This is a genomic window from Alteromonas sp. NFXS44, from assembly GCF_040148705.1.
GTDB lineage: Bacteria > Pseudomonadota > Gammaproteobacteria > Enterobacterales > Alteromonadaceae > Alteromonas.
The window spans coordinates 526553-548291 of sequence record NZ_JAGDEA010000001.1; the positions used below are offsets into that span (position 1 = coordinate 526553).

The window sequence follows — 21739 nt, forward strand, 5'->3', positions numbered from 1 at the left end:
TTTATGCTTGGTCTAGGGAAATGTCGCTGAGCCGGATACGCTGCACGGTCACGTGTGCCGCACGCCAATTTGCCAGCTCGCTGTCCAATAACACCCGTTGCAATGAGCGCACGCAGCCCTCTTTGAGTGGATGCAGTATTGAGATCTCTCCATTTGAGGCGGTCCAATGATAGCTACCTTCTTCCATGTGGATAGCTACAGCACCTTGTCTTGCGCAGTGAACGCTCATCGAATTGTCATTGAAGAGCGTGACGAGGCAAACTTGGGTAGCGGCGTTGTCAGCGGTTAGTGTGTAAAGTAGCCAGCCATCGGGGTAAGTGAGCATGTCATGCTATCGTGTCAGTGGTATCTCTCTTTACGCTAGTATAAGGTAAGGGTTAGATCAATAGTCTCTTATAAACAATGAGTTAGTATCACTTTGATACTAACTCCCGTGCGAATCGTTGTTAGTAGCTATGTGCTTGTAATTACGCTAGAACTTAACAAGGATTCGGATAACCGGCTGGTCGATACGCCAATTTTAGGGCGATGACTGACGCGTAATAAAAGGAGAGAGAAAGTGGAACCACAAGAGCATGATGATGAAGCATTCGCACTTTTGGCATTTATTGCGATAGGTGAGCAAACTCTCGCAGAAAATTCTCAAACGTTTGAAGATGTAGAAGCCTTTTTGCTAGATCTTTAAACGACTATGCTTAAGATGTAGGCACATCAGTGGGCCTCTTAACAGTCTTCGTTTTAATTTGATATTTATAGAAATCGAATGGGTTTTATTCAGAGGTCTATAAGACTACTTTGTCTTCGTTTTAGTTAAGCCGGTTCATGATTCTTTTTAAGTATTTTCTAATTTTTTATATTGGGAGTAAAAATATAGGCTTTGGTACAGCTTACACATAATAAGTTGCTGCGGTATGTTAATTACGTATCCGGGCAACTTTCGAAATATGCCAAAGAGATACTCAGTTAGATAACTATAGGGAAATTTATTATGATTGAATTGAATCAAGTTGAAATTGAAGAAGTGTCCGGAGGTATTGTTGTAGCTCTGTGGGCATTATTAATTACAGGTTATGGATCTGGAGCCTTTGATCGAATCGGTAGTGAAATTGGCGCAGGACTTTATGATGGCTTACATAAGGTGCCTTAAAATATGAAAGATTTAACTAACGAAGAAATTCTGGTCGTATCCGGGGGCGAAGGTCTTTTCTATTATGTAGGTTATGGTATAGGAAGTGGAATAAGAGGTTTGAACCAATTTGGAAGCTGGCTTGGTTCAGAAGTCTACGACCTAACTCATAATATTCCATGATTTACTTAACTCTAATCAATATAGTCAATTTAGAGGGAAATCGATGTGGAAAAAATATTCAAAAATTGAAAATATAGGTTTTTGGTTTATTCTTATCTTTATTTCTTTGATGTTAGTTGACTATTTTTTCTTTAGTAGTTAACTGAATTGCAATTAGAGTTTTAATAAACTCTCTCAAGATAATATTCTCACATCATAGTGCAAGAAATAATGTGTTCATTTTAAAAAGTGACTTTTAAATTAAAAGTCACTTTTTTATCTCGATATCAGCTTGGACTTCAGTCTATTGCTCTAGTCGTTTTATGATATTTGAGTGGATGAATGTTTTCACCATCCCGGATATGGGATGGTGACTTTACCCGATCAAGCCTTGGACTCGTTGATGGTGGTGGTGAGCTGTTCGGCTTTGGTTTCTATCTCAACTTCAACGGCGGTGCTGCCCTGAACCGCATTCTTTGAAACGCTGGCAGGGGTTACGGCGCTGATGCCTTTTAACAGGCGGCCAAGAATGTCCGCTCCGGTGATGATGCGGGGTTGTGCGCCCCAAACCAGTACTACGTCAACATCGATGGTGCCATCATCGTGGGCATCCAGTGTTTCCTGCGCTTTCAGATGCCACAGTACTTCGGATAACATCAAAGTTTCATCCCGCACGATTAACGGGCGGTGACAGAAATCATAGATATCAAACGGCTTGTCGGTATCAAAAAGGGCTGCCCGCAAAGCACCGTCAGCATCAAGAATGAGTAACGGGTTATTTGTCTCATCGGCGAGTACCACCCATTTATGCCCGCTCTGGTTAATTTTCTTCAGAAGCTCATCTGAGCTGTTGCGCACGAACTCCGGCACAATGGGAAAGTCCAGTTTGGCGGGTAGCTGAATAATGGACTCCGGCTCCAGTAATTCACCCTCCTGCATCACCGAAACTTCGTCGATGGCAAGGAAGTTCAGTGCTCCGGTACCTTCCACATGATCAACCTCTGCTTCTTCGGCGTCCACGTGCTGTTTGATCACCTTACGCAGATCGTTATCCCGCATGTACTCAACGCCTTCGCGGCCCAGCCAGCCATCAAGCAATAAGGCCGACGGCTTGGAAACGGGGTACAGAATGATCTGATAGAAACGCATTACCGGTGATAATACTGACGCCATACGCATGGCATTTCTGGAGAAATAAGCCTGCGGCATGATTTCACCGAAAATGGTAATAAAACCGGTAGAAAACAGAAACGAGGCTGCGCCCGTCAGCACAGAGTCTGACAGCAATGCCAGCAACACGTTGATCCCCACGTTACCCCACAGAATAGTGGTTAGCAGGAAGTTCGAGTCCTGTCTCAGCTTCAGAATTTTCGCCGCGGTTTTATCTCCGTGGCTGACTTCCATTTCCAGTTGCAAACGGCTGACTGAAAAGAATGCCAGGTTTAGTCCGGAGAACATGGCCGACTGGGAGATACAAAAGAGGATCCCGAGCCATACGTAAAGTTCCTGATTGCTTAACGCAAAATCCATAAATAATTATTGCCTGGTAGTAAACGGGTGGCGAGTGTAAACCGGTAAAGCAAATAGTGTTAACCGGAATTTTTATCGACACGAAAGAATATGGGAATCGTAGCGTATTAAACAGGAACTGCCAGTACAATCAAGCGCAAACGGGGATTGGGCGTCATATCATTAAACGGATAACAGGTGATAAGCTGGATTTCGTCTTTGTTCCGTTCGATGAACCAGCGGTGGGTGTGTGAATCGACAATATTGGTCTTACTCACCCGATAGGTACGCCATTGTCCGTGGCTGTCCTGGATCTGAAAGGTGTCTCCTCTCTGCACATGCTGCAGAAAGTTGAAATGGGTGTCACGGTGACCGGAATACACCTGTGTGCCGGTTCCCCCGGGCAGTGCTGTGCCGTCTATGTGGCCGGGGCCGAAGGCCAGGCTGCTGCCATGACTCCCCGACAACATATACAGGCGCTGGTTGTGGCCGGGAAAGGTCAGTACGGCCACGGGCCAGGTATCTGACCATGACCATGGTTTAACGGTGCGGCCGGTTTCCAGGGTTTCCTCCCAGGCATCTGCAATAAGCCGTTGCGCTAATACTGCTTTTGCCGCAATCCATAATGTATTGCCAAAACACAGGATGCCGGTTACCAGAAGCAGAGCGGGGAGTGCGGTCTTCAGGTATTTTTCTTTTATCCTCACTGCACGGCCACCTTATCTTACTTTTATCCGTTGCCAGAACAGTAAAGCGAGGCCGGCAACAATACACAGTATACCCAGCCAGAGTGTCAGTTTCGCTGTGGTGGCGGTTTGCGGATATTGCAGTTGCTGATGTGACATGCCCTGCGGCAGTTGATTCGCTACCCGCAGACGGAGCGGCGGACGGGGGCTGTTTTCATAAGTCACCGGTGACTGATCGATAGCAACAAATGAAGTAAAGCGGGACAACAGACTGTGTTGCAACGCCACCGCTGTCACTTGGTCTTTAACGTCTTCTTCGCTGAGAGAGCCGCTTCGCCCTTCATCGTCAATATGGGCAATTTTTTGTCTGGCCCAGTGTGCGCCGGCGCCGCTACCCTCCGGCATATCCGATGACGTGAGCGTTTGCGACCAGAGCCGACTGGCGGTTTCACCGCTTACGCTGACACTGCTGACAGGCGTTTTTGTGGAGGCAAAAGACAGCAGGGGTTCGTTAAGATACAAATCCGGCGTATTTGCAGGATATACCTCTGCATCTTCCGGCCAGCCCGGCTGGATGTTTTTGGCTGCACTGTGGTTAAGCTTTGCGAACAGACTGTTCATCTGCGGGGCAATATCCTGCGGATTGGCAATAAATTCATAGGTGCCACGGCCAGCCTGCGCTGCCTTGTGCATGAAGTAACTGTTGGGAGCAGAGCCAATCCCTACTGTGAACAACCGCGATGTGCCTGCGAAGTTGTTGATCAGGCTGAACAGCTCTGCCTCGTTACTCACAGCTCCGTCAGTAATGAATACCACCTGGTGGAGGCGTTCATTCTGCGCATTCTGTGAAAAGGCCGCAGTCAGCGCAGGTAACATTTGTGTGCCGCCACCGGCCTGCAACTGATTTACCCATTGCCGCGCCGCTTGTCTGGCGGGAAGCGTTGCAAAATTTGCCTCTGCGAACATCAGCGAAAAACGGTCACTAAACGCGATGACGTTAACACGGTCGTTATCCTTAAGTTTATCAATGGCTGCAATCAGACTGGATTTAGCCTGAACAATTGACTGTCCCTGCATAGAACCCGATGTATCAATGACAAATGTGATGTCGCGGGGCAGCGTTTGCGGCTGTGTGATGGCCGGGGGCATCACCATTAGCAGGGAAAAATAATCATCACCGGATTGCTCGGTAAAAAGGGCTGCGACCGGTTCTGCAGAAGGGGCCGGGAGCCAGCGAAGCACAAAATCACGGTCCATTTCACTATGACCCTCTTTAAGTGTGATAGTGAACTTGTCGTTCTGTCTTGTCAGATCGATGTCATGATACAGTGCATACACCGAGGTAAGTTGCATGCCACCATTCAGAGAAATAGTGAGTGCCAGAGGATTTGTCTTTCCACTGCCCGGCAGAATAAACGGCGGAAACAGAGCTGCAGGGTCTGCATACTCAGTGTTTGCCGGGCTCTCCGTTTCACGGCTGCTCATGTTCATACCCGGCATGTACCTGGGTGTCAGTGTTGTTGGCAGCCTCCATGAGAATTCGCCCCGGCGGAACTCTGCGATATCAAGAAATTGCAGTGTGACCTCGATGGTTTCTCCCGGTGCGATATGACTGACTTGCTGCGTAAACAGGTTGGGGCGCTGCTGTTCAGTTAGTGCAGCCCGTTTTCCCTGTACGACGGCGTCGCGGTAAAGGTGCCGGGCTTCTTGCCGTGGCTTGATAATGCCTTCAATCACCCGTGAGCCGGTACGGATAGTCATATGAGTAACAGCCGCCTTGTCCGGCAGCGGAAAGGTGTACACACCATTGACCGGCCCGTCGCTCTGGTTTTTAAAAATCTGCCGGTACGTCACGTTCACCAGTACGCCGTTGATCTGAACATCTGCATCCGTGAGTACATGTAAAGCGGCCTGCCCGTTTGCGTCGTTGCTTTGTAACGTCATATTCCCGGACTGGTAGCGGGGTAGTGTGTCAGCAAAAGAAGCAAAAGCCGGCCACATGAAGAGTATCAACAGCAACAAATTAAAGTGGCTGCGGGCAGGGCAGCGGCGGATGGGATGCGTGAACATGAGCGTCTTCCGTTACGGTGTGTAGGATTATTTCAGCACTGTAATCTGGCAAGTTTGCGGAGGATATGTGGCGAAGAAGCAATGAATTCAGGCGAATTATGGAGTAAAGTGAAAGATATCCCTCTACACACACAGCAACACGGTTCTGAGTTATCTATGTCGCACCGGACTAGCCGTAAAAACAGCATGTTAACAGCACCTTACCGGTGGTGTTTAATGCTGGGTGCCTGTGTGAGTCTGACGCTTGGGTTTATTGGTGTGGTCGTGCCGGGTATGCCGACAACGGTCTTCGTGCTGATTGCTGCCTGGCTGGCGGCCCGCAGTTCACCGTCGCTGGCTTTATGGCTGGACAATCACAAAGTCACCGGACCGATAATTCATCACTGGCGAAACGGGCGCTGTATGCCGCGCAGTGCAAAATATGCTGCCACGGCAGGTATGTCACTGTCGGCGGTGATCATGGCGGTAACAGCCACGCCGGTTTGGGTGATGGCCGGTACGGATATCATGATGTTGTGTGTGCTTATCTGGTTGTGGCGTCTGCCAGAACCTGAGTTGCCGGATGGCAAAGTCTGACATGACACTCTCTGCTGGTCATGAAACTACACTCAGACACTTACAACTGACACTCTATGCGATGCAAAGCCGGTTCGAAGCAGGGATCAGCGAATTTGAGCTTATCAGTCTGTTACAAAAAACACCGTATTCCCTTTTCGATGAAACCGCTTTGCGCGACAGCCTGGCGCTTTTCCGTTGTCACTTTATTCTGTTCCATTGTCTTTACCGCCTTCAGGATGAATGGCTGGCGGAAAAGCAGGGCTTACTGAACATCCACACGACGGCCATCCGGCTGGAACCCTTAGCGGAATCAACAGAAACCCCGGCACTGGCAGATCCGCTGCGGGATTATTATCTGAACTGGGATAATTTTGACAGCACCGGCAAAGAAGATGTGGATGCGCTGATAGACAGTTTCTGGGTCAAAATGGGCAGCGGGATTCACATGTCCACAGACGAAAACACGATTAATGAAGCACGCAATGTGCTGGAGATCGCACCGGATATACGACTGACCCGCAGCCTGATAAAGAAACAGTATCGTCATTTACTGCACAGGCACCATCCTGACAAAGGCGGGGAGAATCCGGTTGCTGCTGAACTGGTTAGGGCCTGTGAAGTATTACTGAGTGCGGTTAAGCAGGAACCGCTGGCCTAAACATTATCGGTACGTAATCCGCCGAAATAGATTTTCATCAGGATGGGGGCTTTCGTGGTGATGTCGAAAGCTTCCGGCGCTTCCAGATATTCCGACAAAATACCACGCATAAAACAGTTCATCGCCAGGGTGTAATCTTCCGGTGTAATGTCCGCAGACAACTGGCCTAATTTGATGGCCCGTTTGTAGTAGGCAGAGAACGCCTGAATCTTGTCGTACTTTGCCGTAGTGTGCTTTTCCTGACTACACTTTAAGTCACCACTGTAATCACATTTTAACATGAAAAGTGTAAGTGTTTTACGTAGTTGCTCATCTTGATCGAGATCGAGGAATATGTTCGTACATAACTCCTGTAACTGACCGACAGGATTGGGGTGTTCAGCTTCCAGTCCTTCCATGATCCGTTCGATAAAAGGAGTATGCAGGTTCTCATGGAGCGCATCGAAGATCTCCATTTTGTTTTTAAAGTGCCAGTACACGGCACCCCTTGTCACATCTGCCTTGCGGGCGATTTCTTCAAGGGATGCTTTAGCGACACCGCGCTCTGTAAAAACATCGACAGCGGCCTTTAATATGGTCTGTTTTGTGAGCTCAGCATCTTCTTTTGTTCTGCGCATCATATTCTCCGCGAGATTGACAACATACATACAAGAACGTATCTTTAGAAGGTAAACCTTTAATGCGCAATTGTCCAGCCCCCGTGGCTGTATCAGGAAGACTTATTGTTATGAAAAAACTGTTTTTAACTGCCGTCACAGCGATAGCGCTGGCCGTTGCCGGTGGCTGTTCTGACCAAAACGGGCAACAAGCCGCTCAGGCAAGCCAGGGTGGTCAGCAACCCGCACCTTCTGTGTCTGTAGTGACAATTGCCAGTCAGCAGGTAGAGCACACGGTTACACTGCCCGGGCGTGTAAGCCCGATGCGCCAGTCGCAGGTGCGTCCGCAGGTAGAAGGTGTGCTCACCGAACGTTTGTTTGAAGAAGGTGCGCTGGTGGAAAAAGGCCAGCAACTTTACCAAATCGATGACGCCCGCTACGCTGCACAACTGGCCAGTGCGAAAGCTGATCTGAAAAGTGCGCAGGCGAGTTTGAAAACGCTGGAAGCACGTTCAGCCCGTTATAAAGATTTGCTCAGCCGCAACGCCGTCAGCCGTCAGGAGTATGATGATGCACTGGCTGAAGCCGAGCAGGCAGAAGCGCAAATCAGTGTCGCCCAGGCCGCGGTAGATTTAGCTAAAGTGGATTTAGACTACACCAAAGTGTATGCCCCTATCAGCGGTCAGATCAGCCGCAGTTATGTCACCGTCGGTTCGCTGGTAACAGCCAGTCAGGAACAACAATTGGCTACCATTACCCAGTTGAATCCGGTTTATGTTGATATGCAGCAAAGCGGAAAAGGTGTTCTGACACTGCGTAAAGCGATGCAGCAAAGTGGTACTCTGCCGGTGAAGCTGATTCTGGATGAAACCACAGGTGAAGCGTATGGACATCAGGGTGAACTGAAATTCTCTGAAGTGACGGTAGATGAAACAACCGGTGCAGTTGCACTGCGTGCAGAACTGCCTAACCCTGATTCACTGTTGATGCCGGGTCTTTTCGTGAAAGCCACCGTGGTGCTGTCTAACACTGATGAGTTACTGGTACCGCAACGTGCGACCACCCGTCAGCCAGACGGTTCGATGGTGGTCATGACGGTGAATGCGTCGGACAAAGTTGAGCCCCGCCAGATCACTGTATCAGGTGCATGGCAGGATCAGTACATGGTGAAAGGTGGCGTGCAGGCTGGTGACAGAGTCATTGTGACCGGTTATCAGAAAGTGCAGCCGGGTATGCAGGTGAATGCTAAACCCTGGCAGGCCGGTAACGCTCAGGCGAAAAACGGACAGTAAGCGCGACTAATTTTCAGGCAGGAACACATTCTTTATGGCACGTTTTTTTATTGATCGCCCTGTGTTTGCATGGGTGCTGGCTCTGATCACAATCATGGCCGGCCTCTTGTCTATACAAGGTCTTCCCATCGAACAGTATCCCAAGGTTGCCCCTCCCTCGGTAACCATCAGTGCGTCTTATCCCGGCGCCTCTGCGGAAACTATCGAAAATACCGTCACCCAAATCATTGAGCAAAGTCTGTCGGGTATCGACAATCTGCGTTATTTCGTATCAAGCAGTGAAAATACCCGGATGACGATTACCCTGACCTTCGAGCCTGGCACTGACCCGGACACCGCGCAGGTTCAGACTCAGAACAAGGTACAAAGCTCCGTCTCCCTGTTACCTACACAGGTTCAGCAGCAGGGCGTAACCGTGACTAAATCAAACGATACGTTTGCTGTGGTTATCGGTTTCTACTCTAAAGACGGGCGCTTGTCCCAGTTCGATTTGAGTGACCTGCTGGTATCAGAATATCAGGATCCCATTTCCCGTGTGAACGGCGTGGGTACAACCCGTGTATTCGGTGCCCAGCGTTCTATGCGTATCTGGCTGGACCCTGACAAACTGTACAGCTACAACATGACCCCTGTGGATGTTCAGGGCGCAGTACAAACCCAGAATACAGACATTTCTGCCGGACAACTTGGTGGTCTGCCGGCCATTGAAGGTCAGCAAATCAATGCCACTATCACGGCGCAGTCTATCCTGCGTACCGTGGAAGATTTCGAAAATATTGTATTGCGGGTTAACACCGACGGTTCACAGGTGCGCGTGAAAGACGTGGCACGGGTTGAACTGGGCTCTGAAAACTACAGCTACATTGCCCGTTATAACCGTCAGCCGGCGTCCGGTATGGCGGTATCTCTGGCGACCGGTGCCAACGCACTGGACACCATTGAACGGGTAAAAGCCAAAGTTGAAGAAATGGCGGTGAACCTGCCTGACGGTGTTGAGGTGGTGTATCCGGTCGACAGTTCGCCGTTTATCAAACTGTCAATTGAATCAGTGGTTAAAACCCTGCTGGAAGCCATTGTACTGGTATTCTTCGTGATGCTGCTGTTCCTGCAAAACTGGCGGGCGACACTGGTACCCACTATTGCCGTACCTGTTGTACTGATGGGAACATTCGCGGTTCTGTTTGCCTTCGGCTACAGCATTAACGTACTGACCATGTTTGCCATGGTTCTGGCCATCGGTCTGCTGGTGGATGATGCCATTGTTGTGGTAGAGAACGTCGAACGTATCATGGAAGAAGAGGGGCTTTCTGCCAAGGAAGCAACCCGCAAATCCATGGGACAGATCACCAGCGCGCTGGTGGGTATTGCTGTGGTGCTTTCCACCGTGTTTATCCCGATGGCTTTCTTCAGCGGCTCTGCCGGTTCGATTTACCGTCAGTTCTCAATCACTATTGTTGCAGCCATGACCTTCTCGGTACTGGTGGCAATTATCTTGTCCCCGTCTTTATGTGCCGTACTGCTGCGCAAAAAAGATGTGATGAACAAGCGTGAAACAGGTTTCTTCGGCTGGTTTAACCGTAACTTCAACAAAGGTCGTGACGGCTACGAGCGCGCGGCTGTGGGTATGGCGGGTAAAATCAAACGCTTCCTGCTGATTTACGTGGTACTGGTTGGCGGCATGGCATTTATTTTCAGTCAGCTGGCAGGCTCGTTCTTACCGGATGAAGATCAGGGGCGGGTAATGGTACTGGTTAATGCTCCTCCGGGCGCAACAGCCGGCCGTACGCTGGAATCGATGAAGACGGTGGAAGATTTCTTCCTGGACACCAAAGGCGATGTGGTGAAAGACATGTTTACCATTGTCGGCTTCAGTTTCACCGGTGCTGCGCAGAACTCAGGGATGGCCTTTGCTCACCTGGTCGACTGGGAGAAACGGGACGAGTCCAGCAGTGCGTTTACCGTTATTAACCAGGCCTACGGTGCTCTGGGACAAATCGAAGATGCCATGGCATTCCCGATTCTACCGCCACCAATCCGTGAACTGGGTAACGCAACGGGCTTTGATTTCCAACTGGTAGATCGCGCCGGTAACGGCCACGAAGCCCTGATGAATGCCCGTAATCAGTTCCTGGGCATGGCGGCGCAGAATCCGAAGCTGGTGGGTGTACGTCCGAATGGCCTGAGCGATGTGCCTCAGTTCAAGATTAACATCGACAGTGAAAAAGCGTCTGCGCTTGGCCTGTCACTCAGTGATATTAACAGCACGCTCAGCATCGCCTGGGGTTCTACTTACGTGAATGACTTCATTGACGCCGGGCGTATCAAGCGTGTGTATATGCAGGCTGACGCCGCTTACCGTATGGATCCTGAAGATCTGGAAAAATGGTTCGTGCGCAACAGTGATGGTGACATGGTAGCGTTCAGCGCGTTCTCTACAGTGGAGTGGAATTACGGCTCGCCTAAACTGGAACGTTTCAACGGTGTCTCTGCTGTGAATATTCAGGGTAGTCCTGCACCCGGCGTATCGTCAGGTGAGGCAATGGCCGTGGCACAGGAACTGGTGAAGCAGTTACCACCGGGCTTCGGTCTGGAATGGTCCGGCTTGTCTTATGAAGAACAGGCCGCCGGTTCGCAGGCACCTATGCTTTATGCGCTGTCTATTCTGGTAGTATTCCTGTGTCTTGCTGCACTGTATGAAAGCTGGTCTGTACCATTCGCTGTAATGCTGGTGGTACCGTTAGGTATTTTAGGTTCGGTAGTTGCCGCCTGGTTATTCGGTTTGCCGAACGACGTTTACCTGCAGGTAGCGTTCTTAACCACAGTAGGTCTGGCAGCGAAAAACGCCATTCTGATTGTGGAATTCGCTAAGGAACAGTACGAGCACGGTATGGACTTAATGGAAGCGGTATCGACTGCTGCCAAGCAACGTTTCCGTCCTATCCTGATGACGTCCATGGCCTTCATTCTGGGTGTAACGCCGCTGGCTATTTCCTCCGGCGCGGGCTCTGAAAGCCAGAACGCTATCGGTATCGCTGTAATGGGTGGTATGTTCGCTGCAACCTTCCTGGCTATCTTCTTCGTACCTATGTTCTATGTGATGGTCGTGAAGTGGTTTGGCGCAAAGAAAGCCACTGAAGAAGAGTAATCCGTAGCACTTCTGAATGACGCCGCCCTGCAGCTTGCAGGGCGGCGTTTTTATTTCCCGCCTTTTAAACGCCTTGCGTGTCCGCTTTTAGTCTTAAAAATTAATTCCGATCAATACCTTCAGAGCAGAATATGGCAAGATGCCGGTCATGCTGTAAAACGTATTGATGCGGAGAATGCTGACATGGCTGTGGTTTTACCTCCAAAACCGGTATGGAACCAACTCATCAAATCGGGCTGTCGTGTATTTGTAGGCGGTAATGCCTCTGTACCTTATGCTCTCATTCAGGATCTAATCGATCACAGTACAGGCTTCAGTGACATTGAAATGGTGCACATGCTGGCGTTGGGCGACACGCGCTGGGCAAAGGAGCAACACCGGCAGCTGTTTAAGGTAAACACCTTTTTTATCGGCGGCGAAGAAGTGCGCCGTGCTGTAGATGAAGGAAGGGCCGACTACACGCCTGTATTCCTATCTGAAATATCCAGCCTGTTTACTGACGGCACACTGCAACTGGATGCGGTGCTGGTAAACGTGAGTCCGCCGGATGAACACGGTTACTGCTCGTTAGGTGCATCGGTAGATATATGCATGTCGGCAGTACGGCATTGCGACATCGTGATTGCGCAAATCAATGAGTCTGTTCCCCGTACATCAGGACATTCCTATATTCATATTAGCGAAATTACAGCATGTATTCAGGCGGACCAGGAGCTGGTTGAGGTAGCTCCGCCACCCATAGACAGCATTACCGAAAGGATTGGGCAATACGTGGCGATGCTGGTGGAAGACGGCTCAACCCTGCAATTCGGCATCGGTAAAATTCCCAGCGCCACGTTAAAGTATTTACTTCACCATAAAGACCTGGGCATTCACAGTGAAATGCTCACAGACAGTATTATTGAAGTGATTGAGTCCGGTGCGATTTCCAACCGGAAGAAGACTTTTCACCCTGGCAAAGTGGTGACCAGCTTTGCTATCGGTACCCGCAAATTATATGACTTCATTGATAACAACCCGCATATTGAGTTTTACCCCAGCAGTTATGTGAATAAGCCTACCAACATCGCCAAAAACGACAAAATGGTAGCTATAAACAGTGCCCTTGAAGTGGATCTCACCGGACAGGTGGTGGCTGATTCCATTGGTTACGATTTTTACAGCGGCATTGGCGGGCAGGTTGATTTTGTCAGCGGCGCGTCTATGAGCAAAGGCGGTAAGCCCATCATTGCTTTACCTTCTACGGCAAAAAACGAAACGGTATCCCGTATAAAACCCTGTATCACAGAAGGGGCGGGCGTGGTAACCAGCCGGGGGAATGTACACTACGTGGTAACGGAATACGGCGTGGCGTCTTTGCGGGGCAAGAGTATCCGCGAGCGCGCCATGGAGCTTATCCGTGTAGCGCATCCCAAATTCCGGGGTCAGTTACTGGAAGAAGTCCGCAAGAATTACTGGGTGCCCCATTATCAGGAGAAGTACCCGACGGATATTCCTGAACTGGGCGCGATTCAGTTACAGAAACTGGTGATTCAGGGTGAGACCTATTATTTGCGGCCGCTGAACCCGGCAGATGAACGCCGTCTTCAGGAGTTTTTCTATTCCCACACGAAAGAGACGCTGCGCCTGCGTTACAACTATGACCCTAAACAAATGTCACGGGAGAAATCCTGTAATCTGGTGAGCGTGGATCAGCGCACTGATGCGGCGTTGTGTATTGTGCGTCAGGAAGGTTCGCGGATCACGATTCACGCAGTGGGCCGGTTCTACTTTAATCCTGAAGATAATTCCTGCGAGGCGGCATTTGTTACCCGTGAAAATCAGCAAGGGAAGGGCATGGCTAAGTTGCTGTTGTCCCGCCTGATTGATATCGCCAAAGCCAGAAAGATGCGTCGCATGCTGGCCTATGTGCGGGCTGAAAATAAGCCGATGATTGCGATTTTCGAGAATGCTAATTTTAAGCGCCTGTTTTCCAGTGATCCCAGCGATGTTGAACTGGAATTGAAATTGGAGGATGAAGCGTGACAGTGAGGATATTTCGTGGCAAGGATTGCCTGCATCATGATGTGGGGCATGACCATCCGGAATCCCCGGACCGCTTGTATGCCATCGACGATCAGTTACTGGCGTCAGGACTGGAAATGACCTGCCAGCACGCCGATGCTAAACCATGTAAGAAAGAACATCTGGTCTTAGCTCATGACCCCTACTATGTCGACAGTATTTTTGAGCGCTCGCCGAAAACGGGTCTGGTGTGGGTGGAAGACGATACAGGTATGACTCCCATTACGCTGAGCGCTGCGCTGTATGCTGCCGGAGCCGGTATTGATGCTGTTGACTGGGTAATGGACGGAGAGGACCGGCAGGCATTTTGTGCCGTGCGCCCGCCCGGCCACCACGCAGAATATGCATCGGCCATGGGATTCTGCCTGTTTAACAACATTGCTGTCGCCGCCCGTTACGCATTGAAACAATATGATTTAAGCCGGGTAGCCATTGTGGATTTTGACGTACACCACGGTAACGGCACGGAGAATATTATTGCCGGTGATGAGCGCATTATGATGTGCTCATCGTTCCAGCACCCGTTCTATCCCCATAGCGGCGCACCGGTTTCTGCCAGCAACATTCTCGGTGTACCACTGGACGCGGGAGCTACGGGTGAAGCGTTCCGGGAAAAAGTGTCTTACTGGTTCGATGCACTGAAGAACTACAAACCCGAGCTGATCCTGATTTCTGCAGGGTTCGATGCCCATGCAGAAGACCACATGGCGCATTTACGCTTGCGGGAAGACGATTACAAGTGGATCTCCGCAGAACTGCGAAAAGTCGCTGATGCCTGTTGCCACGGCAGAATCGTGAGCACTCTGGAAGGTGGCTACAACCACAGCGCCCTGGCCCGCTCCGTTGTCGCTCACATCAAGGGTTTACAAGGCGACGCCAACGAAACCGGCGGCGCGTGATTCTGATTTGCATCGGTGGTCGTTTTCGCGTGCGGGTAGAGCTGTGTTGCCTGCAAAACTCGCTACGGCATGTGTTCGTAGAGAGCCGCAGGGAGCAAAGTAGCCCGCAAAACCGTCAGCCGGATGGATGCGGCTGCCGAGCTTCCAGGGATGGATTTACAGCGAGTTTTGCGGGTTATTTTGCTCCCCGCTCTACGAACCACCCGGCCGTCAGCTTCTGACTGCGCAATAGCAGCCTTCGCCGGTTATGTTAAGCATTGCGCCGTTGAAATGCGGTTTTTGTACTTCTGCGGCGATAGTGGTGACCAGGTCATCGCCGGTATAGCAGCCGAGTCCTGTTGCATAAGCACCCAGATACCGGAGCTGGTTTTTACTGTCGATGACTGCAACGGCAGGAAAGCTGGGAATTTCGGCGGCGAGGGATGAGTATTCGTTGATGCTAAGTGTTTTAAAATCGTAGCCACTATCCTGCAGCAGGTTTGTCAGCGCTTTCTGATGCTGCCGGCTCAGGGAATTGCAGAAGCAGGGCGTGTCTGCTTCAAAGTGAACGATGGTGCCGGGAGTAATGCCGGCCTTTGCCATTTCAGAAACAAAACGTGTATCGAAGTCTTTATCCTGCGAAGCGGACGTGAGGGTAAGGTCGGGATCAAAAGGGACTGTCTGATTACCGCCGTATACCCACAGACCGGTCATTAATACGCAAAGCCAGACAATCATTAACAGCCAGCTGGCTTTGCCCTTCATCATACGCTGAATTTCTGTATGGCTGCCTGCATGTCCCTGCATAGTGAAGAAAGTTGTACTACCTGTTGTTCAAGTTGCGCTGCTGTGGCGGCTTCTTCCTGAGACAGTTCGTGCATTTTCGCCGTACTTTCGGCAATAGACTGGGAAGCGGCTTCCTGTTCAACGGCAGAACTTGCCACTTCAGTCATGTGCTCGGAGGCCGACGTAATTTGTCCTTCAATTTCAGACATGGCTGAGCTGGCATTGGAGGAATCTTCTACAGCCTTGTCTACCAGAGCAATACAGGTCTGCATCTGCTCCACAGAGCTGGCGGTGCTGGCAACTAACTGTTCGGTAATGGTGGTGATTTCATCTGCACTTTCTTTCGAGCGGATTGCCAGAGTGCGAACTTCGTCTGCTACCACAGCGAAGCCACGACCATGTTCGCCGGCGCGGGCGGACTCAATTGCCGCGTTCAGGGCCAGCAGGTTTGTTTGCTCGGCTACCGCGGTGATGGAGCGCATGGCATCAGAAATGTTACTGCACCGTTCATTAAGTTCGGCATTGGTTTTTGCTGCCTGAGTCAGCACGCTCTTAAGCGAAGCGATGGAGTTTGCTGTTGCATCTATGGCCTGTTTTGAATCGCCGGTGAGTGAGGAAGCCTGACTGGTTTTATCGTTGGCAAGCTGGGTTCTTTCTGTCGCCAGTTGCATCGACACTGCAATTTCTTCAGAGGCGGATGAAACGCTGCTGACCTCATTGGCACTTTCTGCACTTGTACGGCTCAGTTCTGCCGTGGCTGACTTTATGACTTCACTGGACGAGGCCACTTTGTCAGTTAACTGGCGGGCGTTGGTCACCAGAGACTTAATTTGCATGAGCAAATCAGCAAACTGACTGATGCCTTTGTTGTCCTGCGGGATCTTAATGGTCAGGTCAATGCGGTCCCTTTGTGCGAGAACCTGAGACACGGTATTACTGAGGGCAAACGCATTGACGCCTTCGTCGTGGGAGCGTTTGGCAACATACATAAGCGCCACACATTCAGCAATAGCGAACAGGGCATGTAAAACCAGAATGAAGAAAGTGATGTGCCCTTCTTCAAAGATGAAGACACCCGCTCCCTGTGTCTGCAGTACGAAGAAGCCGATGTGATGAACTGCTACAACGGCGGTAGCTATGCCAATTACCAGCCAGTCCCGGAATACAACAAGGATGGCCAGAAGAACGAAAATTTCGAAGTGCCACTCAATGAGACCAAAGGTCTGATTGATGTGCAGCGCTGTCATCAACTGCACGGCAATGGCGATAGTCGCCCGGCTTAGCAGAGAACCCGGTTGGGTAAAACTGAAAAACAGCGGCAGTGCAACAATAGGTAAGCCGAAGATAAAGGCGGGTAACAGTTCGCCGGTATACAAGCCGATTGCAACAGCAAGCGCAAACTGTACGGGCAATATAATGCGAAAGATTCTGTGACCGTCAAGAATCCAGGGATATTGCATGGGGCGTCCTCAATGTAACTATCTACGCACTGAGTATAGGTCAACTTTCTGTCAACGATGTGCGCCAGATCAAATTAACGCATAGCATAGTACGCATATGTGCACTGCTCCATGGCACTTTTGTCTAATCAGGCGCAATTGTCGTTTAAATTATTCGTATTACAGCCACCGCTTCCACAGCATTGCAATCAGCATAACCACGGCCAGTCCGCCCATTGCACTCATCAATAGGGTAAACGCGCCCGGAGATTCTGTACCCGGCAGTCCGGCTACATTCATGCCGAATACACCGGTAAGGAAAGACAGTGGCAGGAAGATGGCGGTGACCATCGACAGTACATACATTCGCATTCCTTGCTGGTCAGCAATCCGGTTTCTCAACTCGTCTTGCAGAACAACAGCCCGCTCGCGGGCTAAATCCAGGTCCTCGACATAGCGGGCTATGCGGTCAGTTTGTTCCCGTAAAAAGAATGCCTGGTCTTGATCCAGAAATCCTGAGAAACGGAACAGGGTGTCCAGGGCATCCCGTTGCGGTGCCAGAAAGCGCCGGATTGTCGCTGCCTGCCGGCGCAGGTCTGCGAGACTTTGACGGTCCTGTTTGTTCAGTGAAATATCCTCTTCAAAAGCGATCAGTGCTTCATCAATTTCGTCAACAGCGTCGTGAATACGATCAGCAATACGCATCACCAGGTCGAGAAGCAAATCTGACGGGGAGGTGGGCGCATTGCCAGATGTCACATCGTCCTGAAGATTTTGCACCGATAGTAGGCGGCGGTCTTTCCGGCGGGCAGTGACGATAAGGTTTTTCTCACACCAGATCCGTAACGACACCATATCTTCCGGGTCAGCATCGGGGTTTTTATTGATTCCCCTGAGGTATATCAGTACGCCATGATCCAGCTGCATAGCCCTCGGGCGGGTTTCAGGTGCGCACAGTGCATCACTGATGGCACTGGTTACTGATAAATCTGCCAGAATAGCCGCTGAGTCCAGTGCGTCACTTTGTACGTGCACCCATTTGTATTCATCAGGCTGGCAGGGCTTTGTCAGCTCGTTTTGCTCAAGCGCCCGGGCGTGGCCGTCTGCTGAAATAATATAGGCGGTTAAAAATGCTGTACCCGTCATAATATGGGCTCCCTGTGCTGCGTTAATTTTTGCGTCTGTGTTAAAGTAGCGCGAGCTAAATTTACCACGAGGTCTTATGCGTAATCTAACCCGTTTCTCCTTTGCGTTAACTGTAGCAATGATGTTTTTTGTTACGCAGGCACAGGCATTTACGTTTCGTTTGTCTCAGCAGGACCTGAATCAGGTCGTGCGGATGACCTTTCCGCAAACACAGTATTACCAGGATATGAAGGTTGTTATCAGCGACCCGTCATTGTTTCTGCAAGCCAATAATAACGTGGCTGTAGAAGTGAATTTGCTGGGTACGCAGGGTGGTCAGAAGATGGAAGCGGCAGCCAGATTAAGTGGTGAACTGTTTTACGACGGCAGTAAAGGCGAGTTGCAGATCATCCGCCCCAAACTGGATGATTTTAACGTGCTGAGCAGCACACTGGATAATGAGACGGACATCCTGCGCTGGGCTGAACAGCTTAAAGGGCAGTCTGCACCGGTGATCCTGCTGGTGAATTTTAAAGATCTGAACCTGTCTATACTGGGTAACCGTTTGCCACGGGATATGCGTGTGGAAAGTGGTCAGCTGGTTATCGAATTTTAATCTTTCCGGACGGAGTAGTTATGTCTGTGATTGCTTTTCTTTCAATGGATACGTCGGCCCTTGAAGATTTCTTCGTTTACGATGAAATGCTTATCCCTTATTTCAACGCACATGGCTACGATGTTGAAACCGTTGCCTGGCGGGATGGATCCGTGGACTGGAACAGATTTAGCCATGTGATTGTGAGAAGTCCCTGGGATTATCAGCAGGATCCTGATGGATTTATTGCGTGCCTTGAGCGCATTGAAGCTTCACAGGCCACGCTGCACAACCCCTTATCACTCATGAAGTGGAACATTGAAAAAACGTATCTGCAGTCGCTGGAAAGTCAGGGCGTGCCGGTGGTGCCCACAAGTTGGGCAGACTCTTTTTCGGCAGACTGGTTTGTTAAGCAATTTGAAGTATTCGAAACAGACGAGCTGGTGATCAAACCGGCGCTGAGCGCTAATGCTGACGATACGTTTCGCATTCATCGTCGTGATGCAGCAAACTACACTGCTCAACTGAGTGAGCTTTTTCACAACCGCAAGTTGATGGTGCAGCCTTTTTTACAAAGTGTTACCGGCGAGGGTGAGTACTCACTCTTTTACTTTGGCGGGCAGTACAGTCACACGTTATTAAAGCAACCAAAGGCGGGCGACTTCAGGGTACAGGAAGAACACGGTGGCAGGTTATCCGCTTTTACCCCTGATGCTGACATGCTAAGTGTTTGTGAAGCAGCACTCAATGCTATGCCTGACAGCTATCTGTATGCGAGAGTCGACCTCATCCGGACTGATACAGGCTGGGCAATTATGGAGCTGGAACTCATTGAGCCATCGCTCTATTTTAATATTGATGAATCCTCCGCCGCCCGTTTTGTTGATGTGTTTGTAAGCCGTCACGGTAAAGGCTGAAGGAAACAAAAAAGGGCTGCAGCCGGACTGAGCCCTTCTTAATAAAACGCGGCGTTAATCTTTGTCCCGCATTCTTGCGCCGTTACTTACTTTCTCCCGGCTTTGCTGATGATATTGCGGCCGTGGAGCAGGTTGTTGGCGGGAGACATTATTTTTCCCCGCATACTGATTTCTGCTTGCGGCTGCGTCTCTGCCATTTCCCTGTGCGTTATAACTGTTCTGAGCCCTGTACTGTTTAACCTGACGGTCCTGCTGTACCGGCTGCGTGTAGCGTTTTACGTCCGGTGACTGGCGTACAATGTTGTTAGTTTCCGGCCCTTTGGCCCGTGGCTCAATTTGACGGTATTGCTTGTCCGGAGTACTGCGCTTATCTGTTTCATTGCCGGTATACCGTTTCACATGTTTCTGATTGACCGGCTCCTGTCTGTTAACAACAGAGCGGCTTACTACTGCAGGCGCGCTGCGGGGAGAACTGTTGTAGTCCACTTTATGCCTCACAGGCCGCGCATCATTAACGTAACGCATGTTATTCGTACTGACGACACGGTCTGAATAGCGCACCCGGCGATGCTCTGCACTATGTTGCCATGGCTGATAATCGCGGCTGTAAGACCGCTTGATGTCACTACCATAATAAAAGCGCTTCACAGGCCGGCGGGTGACAATCACATGGCGATCGTGCCAGCTGATGCCGCCAAAATAGAAGGTGGTAGACAGCCGGATCCCGGGATGCCAGTAAAAAGACGCGGTTTGATGGTAGTGGACCGGATGATGCCAGTACACAGGTGCGATGGCCGGATGCCACCAGCTGCCGTAAACCACCCGTGTATCGTAGTAGGGAACATACACAATTTCTTTGCGTACCGGTTCAATAACAATCACTTCACGGTCACGCTCAATGCGCTGATATTCATTGTCCGTTAATGTGCCGGCATTCAGTGCGTGCTGACGCAATACCTGAACTCTGGCCAGAACGCGGCTTTGACTGATAAGTACATTGTCGCCCAGGGCTTGCAGCCAGTCGAGATCGTTGCCTAATGTATGCAGTATGTCGCTGAAAGGTACGATTGCTTTAACACTGGCATCCCAGTTGAAATCTTCAATTGCGTCTTCTACTTCCCCACTGTCCATTTCTGCATGAGCCTGACGCCAGCGGTCAGCAGCCACCACTTCCAGAGGGTAAGTAGATGCAATGAGAATGTGAGTAAGAATGGTGTCCGGATAGAGGGCAACCGGCGCCAGCAAACTGTCGAGTTCAGCGTCGGTATAGGTCGCATTCTGCTGCTGTATCTGCTGTGTTTCAGCACTGAGTGCTGTGGATGGCAGTACCAGGGCTCCGGCAGCCAGAGAAGCGATAACGGCAAAGGTAACAGGTTTCATAGTCACTCCGTTATTCCGCAAAATATCACGGAATGTAGTCAGTATATGAAACGTTATAGCCGGTTATACATTAACCAAACCTGAACCAACCCGTTACAGGCGGTTCAGGTTTGTCAGAATTATTTAAACATGTGAGGGTCGAAAACGTGGCCGAGCTTTTCGGTTTTTGTTTTCAGGTAATGTTTGTTGTCTTTAGTCATGCCGTGATCGATAGGCCTTCTGGCAACAATTTCGATGCCTAAGTCTTCCAGCGCTTTCAGTTTGCGGGGATTATTCGTCATCAGCTCCACTTTGCCGATTTTCAGTGTGTCCAGCATGAGTTTACAGATATCGTAGCTGCGTAAATCTGCATCAAAACCCAGATGCTCATTCGCTTCTACGGTATCCATGCCGCTGTCCTGCAGGTTGTAAGCGCGGATTTTATTCAACAGGCCAATACCGCGGCCTTCCTGGCGCAAATACAGAATCACGCCGAAACCGTGGTCGACAATATTCTGCATGGCTTTTTCCAGTTGGAAGCCACAATCGCAACGTGTACTGAATAAAGCATCACCGGTAAGGCATTCTGAATGAATACGAATCGGCACAGTGTCGCCTTCTTCCCACGAGCCGTAAGATAATGCCACATGTTCCTGCCCGCTTAATTCAACAAAGCCGTGAATGCGGAATTCACCCATACGGGTAGGGAGTTTGGCGGAACTGATATATTCGTATTTAGGTTGCTTACTGGTCATTGCACTTCTATGCCTGCTG

The 21739-nt window shown here is 50.2% G+C and carries 21 protein-coding genes; 12 read left to right on the forward strand and 9 right to left on the reverse strand.

What is annotated here, in order from left to right:
• The first annotated feature begins 166 nt into the window (after window positions 1-166).
• The 4 genes from J3369_RS02275 to J3369_RS02290 all read left to right on the forward strand — a co-directional run bounded on the left by J3369_RS02275 (window position 167) and on the right by J3369_RS02290 (window position 1309).
• Window positions 167-289, forward strand: a complete 123-nt coding sequence (locus J3369_RS02275) for a hypothetical protein (protein ID WP_349583321.1) — start codon at window positions 167-169, stop codon at window positions 287-289.
• 270 nt (window positions 290-559) lie between these two features.
• Complete coding sequence (locus tag J3369_RS02280) at window positions 560-685, forward strand: hypothetical protein (protein WP_269748469.1); 126 nt, start codon at window positions 560-562, stop codon at window positions 683-685.
• Window positions 686-988: 303 nt separating this feature from the next.
• A complete protein-coding gene (locus J3369_RS02285) occupies window positions 989-1147 on the forward strand; it encodes a hypothetical protein (RefSeq protein ID WP_349583324.1) in 159 nt (52 codons plus the stop codon).
• A 3-nt stretch (window positions 1148-1150) separates the two neighbouring features.
• Complete coding sequence (locus tag J3369_RS02290; protein WP_349583327.1) at window positions 1151-1309, forward strand: hypothetical protein; 159 nt, start codon at window positions 1151-1153, stop codon at window positions 1307-1309.
• A 363-nt stretch (window positions 1310-1672) separates the two neighbouring features.
• Here J3369_RS02290 and J3369_RS02295 read toward each other — a convergent pair whose 3' ends face one another.
• The 3 genes from J3369_RS02295 to J3369_RS02305 all read right to left on the reverse strand — a co-directional run bounded on the left by J3369_RS02295 (window position 1673) and on the right by J3369_RS02305 (window position 5553).
• Window positions 1673-2818, reverse strand: coding sequence for a DUF21 domain-containing protein (locus J3369_RS02295; protein ID WP_349583330.1), 1146 nt, complete (start codon window positions 2816-2818; stop codon window positions 1673-1675).
• Window positions 2819-2925: 107 nt separating this feature from the next.
• Entirely contained in the window at window positions 2926-3504 is a 579-nt protein-coding gene (locus tag J3369_RS02300) for a class GN sortase (protein WP_349583332.1), read from the reverse strand.
• Between the two features lie 12 nt (window positions 3505-3516).
• A complete protein-coding gene (locus J3369_RS02305; RefSeq protein ID WP_349583334.1) occupies window positions 3517-5553 on the reverse strand; it encodes a marine proteobacterial sortase target protein in 2037 nt (678 codons plus the stop codon).
• Between the two features lie 81 nt (window positions 5554-5634).
• On the opposite strand from J3369_RS02305, the gene J3369_RS02310 reads away from it, so the two are divergent.
• Both J3369_RS02310 and J3369_RS02315 read left to right on the forward strand, forming a co-directional pair.
• Window positions 5635-6129 (forward strand): YbaN family protein, encoded by a 495-nt coding sequence (locus tag J3369_RS02310; protein ID WP_349583337.1) that lies wholly within the window; start codon window positions 5635-5637, stop codon window positions 6127-6129.
• Window positions 6116-6769, forward strand: a complete 654-nt coding sequence (locus J3369_RS02315; RefSeq protein ID WP_349583340.1) for a DNA-J related domain-containing protein — start codon at window positions 6116-6118, stop codon at window positions 6767-6769. The genes J3369_RS02310 and J3369_RS02315 overlap by 14 nt, the downstream gene beginning before the upstream one ends.
• On the opposite strand, the gene J3369_RS02320 is transcribed toward J3369_RS02315, so the two are convergent.
• On the reverse strand, window positions 6766-7389 hold the full coding sequence (locus J3369_RS02320; protein WP_349583343.1) for a TetR family transcriptional regulator: 624 nt from the start codon (window positions 7387-7389) through the stop codon (window positions 6766-6768). The two genes, J3369_RS02315 and J3369_RS02320, sit on opposite strands and share 4 nt — an antisense overlap.
• 107 nt (window positions 7390-7496) lie before the next feature.
• Between J3369_RS02320 and J3369_RS02325 the strand changes: the two genes are divergently transcribed.
• The 4 genes from J3369_RS02325 to J3369_RS02340 all read left to right on the forward strand — a co-directional run bounded on the left by J3369_RS02325 (window position 7497) and on the right by J3369_RS02340 (window position 14765).
• Window positions 7497-8657, forward strand: a complete 1161-nt coding sequence (locus tag J3369_RS02325) for an efflux RND transporter periplasmic adaptor subunit (protein ID WP_349583346.1) — start codon at window positions 7497-7499, stop codon at window positions 8655-8657.
• Between the two features lie 34 nt (window positions 8658-8691).
• Complete coding sequence (locus tag J3369_RS02330; RefSeq protein WP_349583348.1) at window positions 8692-11802, forward strand: efflux RND transporter permease subunit; 3111 nt, start codon at window positions 8692-8694, stop codon at window positions 11800-11802.
• A 183-nt stretch (window positions 11803-11985) separates the two neighbouring features.
• Entirely contained in the window at window positions 11986-13827 is a 1842-nt protein-coding gene (locus tag J3369_RS02335; protein ID WP_119503259.1) for a GNAT family N-acetyltransferase, read from the forward strand.
• Window positions 13824-14765: a histone deacetylase family protein gene (locus J3369_RS02340; RefSeq protein ID WP_349583351.1), complete on the forward strand. Its 942-nt coding sequence runs from the start codon at window positions 13824-13826 to the stop codon at window positions 14763-14765. The genes J3369_RS02335 and J3369_RS02340 overlap by 4 nt, the downstream gene beginning before the upstream one ends.
• A gap of 210 nt (window positions 14766-14975) precedes the next feature.
• Here J3369_RS02340 and J3369_RS02345 read toward each other — a convergent pair whose 3' ends face one another.
• The 3 genes from J3369_RS02345 to J3369_RS02355 all read right to left on the reverse strand — a co-directional run bounded on the left by J3369_RS02345 (window position 14976) and on the right by J3369_RS02355 (window position 18115).
• Complete coding sequence (locus J3369_RS02345; RefSeq protein WP_349583354.1) at window positions 14976-15512, reverse strand: DUF6436 domain-containing protein; 537 nt, start codon at window positions 15510-15512, stop codon at window positions 14976-14978.
• Window positions 15509-16990 (reverse strand): methyl-accepting chemotaxis protein, encoded by a 1482-nt coding sequence (locus tag J3369_RS02350; RefSeq protein ID WP_349583356.1) that lies wholly within the window; start codon window positions 16988-16990, stop codon window positions 15509-15511. Before J3369_RS02350 ends, J3369_RS02345 begins: the two co-directional genes overlap by 4 nt.
• A 159-nt stretch (window positions 16991-17149) precedes the next feature.
• Entirely contained in the window at window positions 17150-18115 is a 966-nt protein-coding gene (locus J3369_RS02355) for a zinc transporter ZntB (RefSeq protein ID WP_349583359.1), read from the reverse strand.
• Between the two features lie 76 nt (window positions 18116-18191).
• On the opposite strand from J3369_RS02355, the gene J3369_RS02360 reads away from it, so the two are divergent.
• The gene (locus tag J3369_RS02360) at window positions 18192-18710 is read left to right on the forward strand and encodes a YceB family lipoprotein (RefSeq protein WP_349583361.1); all 519 of its coding nucleotides are present in this window, start codon (window positions 18192-18194) and stop codon (window positions 18708-18710) included.
• A gap of 20 nt (window positions 18711-18730) precedes the next feature.
• Entirely contained in the window at window positions 18731-19606 is an 876-nt protein-coding gene (locus tag J3369_RS02365; protein ID WP_349583362.1) for an ATP-grasp domain-containing protein, read from the forward strand.
• A gap of 54 nt (window positions 19607-19660) precedes the next feature.
• Here the strand turns inward: J3369_RS02365 and J3369_RS02370 are convergent, their stop codons facing one another.
• Both J3369_RS02370 and ribA read right to left on the reverse strand, forming a co-directional pair.
• Window positions 19661-20986, reverse strand: coding sequence for a DUF3300 domain-containing protein (locus J3369_RS02370; RefSeq protein ID WP_349583365.1), 1326 nt, complete (start codon window positions 20984-20986; stop codon window positions 19661-19663).
• 119 nt (window positions 20987-21105) lie between these two features.
• Window positions 21106-21720 carry a GTP cyclohydrolase II gene (gene ribA, locus J3369_RS02375; protein WP_349583367.1) on the reverse strand — a complete coding sequence of 205 codons (615 nt, stop codon included), beginning with the start codon at window positions 21718-21720 and terminating at the stop codon, window positions 21106-21108.
• Window positions 21721-21739: the final 19 nt, after the last annotated feature.